Source organism: Rhizobium sp. TBD182, from assembly GCF_001950375.1.
In the GTDB taxonomy this organism is placed as follows: domain Bacteria; phylum Pseudomonadota; class Alphaproteobacteria; order Rhizobiales; family Rhizobiaceae; genus Agrobacterium; species Agrobacterium tumefaciens.
The window spans coordinates 185,344-193,374 of sequence record NZ_BDLN01000010.1; the positions used below are offsets into that span (position 1 = coordinate 185,344).

Annotated in this window: 7 protein-coding genes and 2 pseudogenes; 5 read left to right on the plus strand and 4 right to left on the minus strand. The window is 56.7% G+C overall.

Annotated elements, in window-relative coordinates; translation table 11 throughout:
* From T18_RS27905 to T18_RS23310, 3 genes and pseudogenes are all read right to left on the minus strand, one after another.
* Nucleotides 1-1,241 (minus strand): annotated as a pseudogene (locus T18_RS27905) (tyramine oxidase); the annotation flags it as partial.
* A gap of 86 nt (nt 1,242-1,327) precedes the next feature.
* Nucleotides 1,328-2,761: an APC family permease gene (locus tag T18_RS23305; RefSeq protein WP_046205699.1), complete on the minus strand. Its 1,434-nt coding sequence runs from the start codon at nt 2,759-2,761 to the stop codon at nt 1,328-1,330.
* Nucleotides 2,762-2,956: 195 nt separating this feature from the next.
* Nucleotides 2,957-3,208, minus strand: a complete 252-nt coding sequence (locus T18_RS23310; protein WP_139322526.1) for a hypothetical protein — start codon at nt 3,206-3,208, stop codon at nt 2,957-2,959.
* Nucleotides 3,209-3,216: 8 nt separating this feature from the next.
* On the opposite strand from T18_RS23310, the gene T18_RS23315 reads away from it, so the two are divergent.
* From T18_RS23315 to T18_RS23320, 3 genes are all read left to right on the plus strand, one after another.
* Nucleotides 3,217-4,044: an AraC family transcriptional regulator gene (locus T18_RS23315; protein ID WP_038497178.1), complete on the plus strand. Its 828-nt coding sequence runs from the start codon at nt 3,217-3,219 to the stop codon at nt 4,042-4,044.
* 250 nt (nt 4,045-4,294) lie between these two features.
* Complete coding sequence (locus tag T18_RS27055) at nt 4,295-4,459, plus strand: hypothetical protein (protein WP_158319049.1); 165 nt, start codon at nt 4,295-4,297, stop codon at nt 4,457-4,459.
* A 47-nt stretch (nt 4,460-4,506) separates the two neighbouring features.
* A complete protein-coding gene (locus T18_RS23320) occupies nt 4,507-4,830 on the plus strand; it encodes a hypothetical protein (RefSeq protein WP_038497181.1) in 324 nt (107 codons plus the stop codon).
* A gap of 208 nt (nt 4,831-5,038) precedes the next feature.
* On the opposite strand, the gene T18_RS23325 is transcribed toward T18_RS23320, so the two are convergent.
* On the minus strand, nt 5,039-6,076 hold the full coding sequence (locus T18_RS23325; protein ID WP_038497564.1) for a LacI family DNA-binding transcriptional regulator: 1,038 nt from the start codon (nt 6,074-6,076) through the stop codon (nt 5,039-5,041).
* Between the two features lie 162 nt (nt 6,077-6,238).
* Between T18_RS23325 and T18_RS23330 the strand changes: the two genes are divergently transcribed.
* Together T18_RS23330 and rbsC are read left to right on the plus strand one after the other, a co-directional pair.
* Nucleotides 6,239-7,786, plus strand: a complete 1,548-nt coding sequence (locus T18_RS23330) for a sugar ABC transporter ATP-binding protein (RefSeq protein ID WP_046205677.1) — start codon at nt 6,239-6,241, stop codon at nt 7,784-7,786.
* Nucleotides 7,786-8,031 (plus strand): annotated as a pseudogene (rbsC, locus tag T18_RS27910) (ribose ABC transporter permease); the annotation flags it as partial. The gene T18_RS23330 and the pseudogene rbsC, both read left to right, overlap by 1 nt.

Below are 8,031 nucleotides of genomic sequence, written 5' to 3' on the forward strand. Positions count from 1 at the left end.
GCGGTATTGATGATGCCGGTCGCCTTCACCTCGAACTCGATCATGCCGTCGAGGAAGAGATACCAGTAGAGCGCATACTCATAGTTACCGACGGTGCAGATGGTTGAAATCACCAGCTTGGCGCCGCGCCGGATCTCGGTGCGCTCGGTGCGAAAGTCGATGTGCTTCCACAGCAGGCCGGAATCCTCCTCGTGAACGCAGATCGCCTTCTCGATCGTCCACGGTTCGCCGTCCATCGTGTTCAGGTGCACGTCGAGATACTGGATGACGCCCAGGCAGTCGCATCCCAGTTTCAGCGAATTGGCCAGCTTGCCGATGCCATATTCGCCGATGTCGAACACGTTCTTTCTAAAATGACCGTTGTCGGGGCTGCCGTAGGGAACGGTCATTTCGACGATCGAGGCGCGATGGGCGATAGGTCGGCCGTCAAAGCGGATGTCATGTAGCGTCAGGGCCTCGCGAGCATTGAAGCCGACCACGAGCGACCAGTTGCGCCAGTTCAGGCGCCTGCCGTCGAACGAGAAGTTGACGCCCTCGGGCTGCTCGACATTGATCGGCCGTGCTTTCGGTTGAAAGGTTTCGATGAACTGGTTCTCATAGTTCACCTCCATCATCGGAACCGGTACCACGCCGTAGTCATCGACGCGGATCACGCGGTTCTCGATCAGATCGACGACGGCATTAAGGCCCTCGATCGGATGCGCGTAGAAATTCTCGTTCTCGCGCAGGCGCAGCCAGACGAAGACATGCGCCAGATGCCTCCCCTCCTCGCCGGGGATATCGAAATTGCCGGCCGACCACGGGTCGACGCAAACCATCGACATGTCGGCGATGCCGCGCTTCGCGCAGGCGGCGATGAAGGCCGGATCGGCGCGCACGATGTCCTCGATCCCGACGAACTGCTCCAACTGGATCATCGGACGTTGGCCGGGGCAAGCCTCCGCCGAAAGGATCGTCTCGCTATCCAGGCAGACCGTCATTTTCGTGACGCTCACGGTCTTGCTGCTGAAGACGTTGACGGAGGCCTTACGGGCGATCCCTGCGCCCGGTTGGAAGGCGCTGACATCCGAGCGTGACGGTTCTTGCAACTGGATCGTCTCGAACCGGGTGTCAGCGCCATATGGCGGATTCGTGCGGACGATGGCCGCAGCGCGGCGGATTTCGTCGGGTGTGAGAGACTGGAGCGGATGAGTGACGTCAGGCGAGGCTGGGCGCCGTGACGCCGTGCAGCAGGTATCCATGTCAAATTCCTTTTCATGCTCGATAGGGCGGATCGTGGGACGACGTGCCGCCAATATTTGAGGTTCACAGTGCCAAAGCGCCCGGTTCAGGCGAAAGCGCGGCCGAGATTGGCGTAGACGTCGGGCTTGCGGGACTTCATCCAGATGGCCAAAGCCGCTCCCGACGCACCTGTCAGGCCAACCAGCAAGGGGAAGCTTTCAACGATCAGTGATTCCGAGCCGCTGACGAGAGGCAGGTTGATGATCATCAGGATCAGGCACCCGATAAGCCCTGCCATGCTAAGAAACGGCGCAACGACGCGGTGCCATAGGCTCACACCACTGGCAGCCTTGTGGAAAAAGCCCATGACGGCCAGCGAAACGAGGGATTGCAGAACAAGAACGCCGACGCTAGAGAAAGCGCCCATCCATGCGAATACAACGGCGTAGGGATGCTGTCCGCCAAGCGCGAAGGCCAGAACGAAAACGGCAATGAGGATCGTCTGGACAAGGCCCGCCACATGCGGCGACTGGTGCTTGCTGTGCGTGCGGGCCAATCTCTTCCAGGCAATGCCTTCCCGACCGAGCGCGAAGAAATAGCGATTGATGGTATTGTGAAATGAGAGCGCGCAGGCAAACAGACTGGTGACAAGCAGGGCGTCCATCACCATCCCCGCAGTATGCCCGAGCGTGGCCTGAACGGCAGTGAGGTAAAGCGTTGCGGTGTTGGCACTGGCTTCAGCGGCGATATTTTCCGGTCCGTAGTGCAGTGCTACCGCCCAGGTGACGATGGCGTAGAAGACAGCAATGATGACGATGGCGAGATAGGTTGCGATCGGAATGGTGCGTTTGGGGTCCTTCGCTTCCTCGCCGAAAATCACCGTTGCCTCGAAGCCGATGAAGGAGGCAACCACGAAAACCAGCGCCACGCCCATACCGGGCGCGAGGATGGCCGATGGTCCGAAGCCTGCCAGCGTCACGCCGTCCGGCCCGCCGCCCATGAGGAACACCTTCAGCGAGAAAAGCGCCAGGATGGCGATCTCGCCGATCATGCAATAGCCGAGAAGCCGACCTGAGAACTCGATATTGCGCTGTCCGCAAACATGGACGATCAACGCAAGGGCCACAGCGAAGACCCACCAGGCGATATTTGGACCGCCGGCCGTCTTGACGATGTCATTGACGAAGAAGCCGAACAGACCGAACACGGCGATTTCGATGGCGAAATAGGTGACCAGCGCGATGAAGGCGCCCGCGACACCGGCGGGCCGCCCGAGACCCGCTGCGATATAAGGATAAAACCCACCGGCATTGCCGACGAAGCGGCTCATGGTGGTGAAGCCGACGCTGAACAACAGGTAGAGCATGCCGACCAGGAGGTACATGGCCGGTACGCCGGGGCCGTTTCCAAAGGCAAACGCAGCGGGTGACGCCCCAACGACGGCCGTCAGAGGAGCTGCGGCGGCGACAACGAAGAAGACGATGTGCGAGATGCCGACCGCATTCTTCCGAAGTTTGAAATCTTCCTCAACTAACGTCATCATATTCCCCTTTTCTATTGTTTATTATTCGATTGAAAGATCTTTAAAAGACAGCATTATACAGTGACCGTTACGCAAGGCGAACGGATCAGTACTCAGGACGGGGCCTTCTATTGATGCTTCTGCTCACGCTATGACGTCGTGGCGACGAAGTAATTGACAATTTGCGCCAGATTGCAGTGGGGGTGATGTGCTTCACGCGCTGAAATCGTGATCCCAACTGGCACGCCGTTTGCTTCGTGCACTGCTTGAAGGAGCGCGACAATGGAAGCTTCGGGCGTAATAGACGCGACGGTGATCGAAACGGCGCTGGCGACGATGGATGGGATAGACCGGTCCGTCATCGCGGCACGGATCGGGCTGGCAGGCGGCGCGCTGTTCGGCAATCAGCGCTTTCTGCCGCTCGCTACATTCACGGCTCTGCTTGATGTAGCGGCAGAGGAACACGCGATCCCTTGCTTGGACTTCATGTCGGAAAGCTGTTTGAAGTCGATGGCTTGGGGGACCTATCAAAGCTCTTCCGCTCGGCCGGCACGGTGGGTGAGGCGATCGAAAAATTCACCCGCTATTTTCCTGTGCTGCAGAGCAATACCCGCACTGCTCTGACTATAGATAACGGTATTGCGCGCTTCTCGTATACGATCACCGACATGACGGTGCGCAATCGCACGCAGGATTCCGACTTTACGGAAACCGTGTTCTGCAAGATGCTGCGTGCTGCGATCGGCCATGATTGGCGACCAAGCAGCATAGACTTCGAGCATGCAGCCGAAGGGCATTTGCCGACTTATCAGTCACATTTCGGCTGCAAACTTCGTTTCAGCCGCCGCGAGAACGCCATTTATTTTCCCGCACACGAACTTCACGCTCCTATTCTGCGCGCGGACGATCGGCTTCATGCCAGGATCGAAGCGGATATCAGCGACGTTATCAGCAACGGCCAAGCACGGCTTGATATCATCGCCAGCATCAAGGCGTGGATTGTAGCGGCGCTGGTGCGGGGAGCGCCTGTGGATGCTGAGGATGCAGCTAACGATTTTGGTATGAGTCTGCGAAGCCTGCAACGCAAGCTGCTCGAACTGGGCGTAAACTTCATCGACCTGCGACATCAAGTGCGGATAGAAATTGCCAAGACGCTTCTCTCGAACACATCTCTCCCGATTCCCGTGATTGCTGAGCAGATGCGCTTCAGTGAGACGAGCGCCTTTTGTCGCAGTTTCAAGAAATTGAGCGGCAGCACCCCTGCGCGTTATCGCGACGATGCTCGACTGTCGCCAGTGTAGCATCTGCGTCGCCTTTCATGTGTGATCGAATTTTCCGTGCCATGGGATCTGATACCATTCCTGATGCAACTTCATGTTTAGCCTGTGCCTAGGATGGGGACCCGATCAAACAATTGTCTTTATTGCATGATTCTTGCTTGTTTGAGTTTCAAAGCAAGGATGTTCATGATGAGCGATCTTTTCTGGCTTTCGGACCCGGCATCCGGCCGATGGATATGACCTGCAACCCTTCCTACAATCGGCAAGGATGTTGGCACAGGCCAAGCCCGGCATCATTCTCTGGAATGCTACGCGTGGCGCTCTGCTCAGCTTCGAACCGGATCGCCAACTTTGCGCGCTGATCGAGGAAGAGACGGGCATCACCGCAACGACCACGGCACTCGAAACCCCTAAACTGCTCCACCTTTGGGGCTGAAAAGGATCGCCCTGCTTCAACAGGGTGATGCGGGAGAAGGCGAGCATTTGGTCAAGACCTTCGCCACGCAGGGCATCTCGATCGTGGCGCGGCGCGATCTGGGCATACGTGATAATTTCGAAGCCTCTTCTGTTCCAGCAGACGAAATCGTCAGGTTGGCAATCGAACTTGCAGGCGAACGGCCGGACGCCGTTTTGATCTGTAGTACCAATCTCGGCGGACATGCTCTGACAACTGATCTGAGTGAACGGATCAAAATACCGGTGTTTGACTCAGTTGCGATCGGCACCATTGCAGCACTAGAAAAGGTGAGATCGCAGCCAAAAGACTTCGCGATCAAGGGCGCTCTGGCGGCGGTCAAGACTTCATAGATCGGCAGCGCTCTCTAAAAATGAGAATAGATGACGTAGCCGGACGTCTTGATAGGATTCGAACCACGAGCCCGTCCGTCACGTCATTCAATCTGCTGAAATCACGAGTGCTTTAACCCCAGTACGTCGCAGAGTGTGGCGTTAATGCAGTTTATGGACCCCAGTTCGCAGTCCGCATTTATCGCCTTTGACGGTTCGAGCGGCTTCCTTAAATGTTTTCAGCGGTGTAAATTTCAAATGGAAGCAGAGTTTGCGTCATTGGAAATGAGTCTGCTCTATTGAGCACCGCATCTCCCATGGTCCGTACTAAGGTCTCTGTCAATTGACGTGCAGGATGAGAAAGAACAGCCTTTATCAACCCCTCCGCTAAGCCAGCACGTGTTTCGTTTGTCAGTTCGTGGGCCACGACAACCAATCTCTGAGCTTTCGGGCTGCGGTCCTCCCGTAGGGCTCGCATGACCCCTGTCACACCGCCGCCTGCAACATAAAGACCGACCCACCGATCCTGCGAAGCCAAAAGCCTTTTGGTGAATTGATAAGCAGACTCAGGCTCCTCCATCGTAGCCAATGTCTCAAGCATCTGAAACTTCGGAGCGGCTTCGCGAAAGTAAGACCTGAAGCCCATTTCACATAGTTCTTGAGCGAGATAGCGATGGCTGCCCACGTAGACAGCGACCTCGCCCGGTTTAGAATTTAGGTGGGCAATGAACCAGGCTGCCGTTCGCCCTTTCTTGGCACAATCGTTTCCAACGAAGCCGGCCCGCTCGGGTGCCGATACGTCCGAGATCATCGTCACCACTGGGATGCCGTCTGCAGAGAGGTCCGCGATGGCGTGATTGACCTGAGGATGGTCGGATGTGATCATTCCGATGACGTCGGCCTCCCGGCTGAGTGCATGAATGGCTGCTGCGGCCCTGTCGGGGCTCAGATCGTCCATGAAGCGTACGATCGCCCGCCCGTGAGCATCAGGGAATGCCTCCACCGATCTTGTCAGAAGCTCACTCCACATCTGATAAAGTTTGCGGTGCTGTTGCTTGAGCAGAAAGCCGAATTTAATAACGGGCTTGTCCGCCTCGATGCGCCGCTTGATCGCCGTCAGGCCGTGAAAGCCAATTCGTTCGGCGGCCTCCAGCACCAGGTCTGCTGTCTTGGGGCGCACGGGTTGTCGTCCGTTGAGGACTCTGTCGACGGTTGAAATCCCTACATTTGCTGCTTTAGCCAGGTCGGCAATCGTCGGTCGTGACAAGATGTATTCTCCCATTTCATGAAAGCCATTCTGAACGTTTTTGAGAGAAAAGAATAGACCGAAATTGACAGATTTTGAAGAATTGGCCATTGTTCTCGCACCGATAAGTCGCCTCATGGCGCCGGGCTTGGGAGAGCCTGAAATTCCGGAGGAAATACTCATATGACACTGACGAACGGCACGGCCACTGCGGTGGCTGCCGCTGCAGGCGGCTATGTCCTCGAAATGCGGGGGATTACGAAATCATTCCCTGGCGTGAAGGCACTTGACGGCATGAACCTGAAGGTGCGTCCGGGCAGCGTTCACGTCCTGGTCGGTGAAAACGGCGCCGGCAAATCGACGCTCATGAAGATCCTGAGTGGCATATACGCGATCGACGAAGGAGAGATTTTCTTTCAAGGCGAAAAGCTCGACCATCAAAATGCAGCCGCAGCGCTGGACCGCGGCATCTCAATGATCCATCAGGAGCTCAGCCCTGTCCTCGATATGACGATCGCCGAGAACATCTTCCTAGGTCGTGAGCCTACTGTTGGAAAGAAGGGCGTTTTCGCCTCGTTCGTCGACTTCAACCGCATGAATTCCGACACGCAAAAAGTTCTTGATCGGCTGGGCCTTAGATATTCGGCCGACACGAAGATGCGCGATCTCTCCATCGCCGCCATGCAACTGGTCGAGATCGTCAAGGCAATATCGCGGGAAGCTTCGCTGGTCATCATGGACGAGCCAACGTCCGCGATCAGCGACACCGAAGTTGCCATGCTGTTCCAGCAGATCGCCGACCTGAAGGTAAACGGCGTTGCGATCATCTACATCACTCACAAGATGGACGAGATTTTCCAGATCGCCGACGACATAACCGTCATGCGCGACGGTCAGTTCATCGCCGCAGGGCCATCCAGCGACTACACGGAAACAAAGCTGATTTCCCAAATGGTCGGCCGGACGATCTCGAGCATCTTCCCGAAGGAAGAGGTGCCGATTGGCGATGTGGTGCTCTCACTGGACAATGTCAGCCGCGCGGGCGTCTTCGAAAATGTCAGCTTCACGGTGCGCGCCGGGGAGATCGTCGGATTGGCTGGATTGATCGGCGCCGGTCGAACAGAGGTCGCCCGGGTAATTTTCGGCCTGGACCATAGTGACGGCGGCACGATCCGCCTGAATGGTGCGCCGGTTAAGATTGCCTCTCCCAAGGATGCAATCCGGCAGGGGATCGCCATGGTGTCGGAAGATCGCAAGGCTGAAGGCCTCGTGCTTTGCCGATCGGTCGGAGAAAACATCTCGCTCGCCAATTTGAAGAAATTTGCCTCCGGGCTGTTCATCAGCGAAAGGCAGGAGGAAACAGCCGCTCAGCGTATGATCAAGATGCTGCAGATCAAAACGCCGAACACGGAGATGATCGTCGAAAATCTGAGTGGCGGGAACCAGCAGAAGATCGTGCTCGCAAAATGGCTTCTGGGCGATCTCAAGTTCTTGATCCTGGACGAGCCGACGCGCGGCATCGATGTCGGATCCAAGTCCGAAATTCACAAATTGATGACTGAGTTTGCCCGCCAGGGCCTGGCGATCCTCATGATCTCGTCGGAGCTGCCCGAGGTTCTCGGAATGAGCGACCGCGTGGTTGTGATGAGCGAAGGCCGAGTGGCCGGCGAACTGACAAGAAGCGAGGCGTCGCAGGAAAGCGTCATGCGCCTTGCAACGGGAGGACACTGATGAGCATGGAAACCGCAACGAAGAGCGATACACAAGGCACCAAGCCGTCGCCGCTGAGCAATTTGGACTTTGCGCAGATTTACCGAAAATACGGGACGGTGCTCATCTTCATCGGCATCTGTATCCTGGCATCGCTTCTCAGCCCGACGTTCCTCACCGAAGCCAACCTGACCAACGTGCTGCGACAGGTTGTGGTCGTCAGCCTACTTGCTTGCGGCGTCACTTTCATCATCATCCTTGGCCAT

Coding starts and splice junctions, on each gene's coding strand:
- T18_RS23330 (WP_046205677.1), top strand. CDS start 6,239: ATGACACTGACGAACGGCACGGCCACTGCGGTGGCTGCCGCTGCAGGC.
- T18_RS23305 (WP_046205699.1), bottom strand. CDS start 2,761: ATGACGTTAGTTGAGGAAGATTTCAAACTTCGGAAGAATGCGGTCGGC.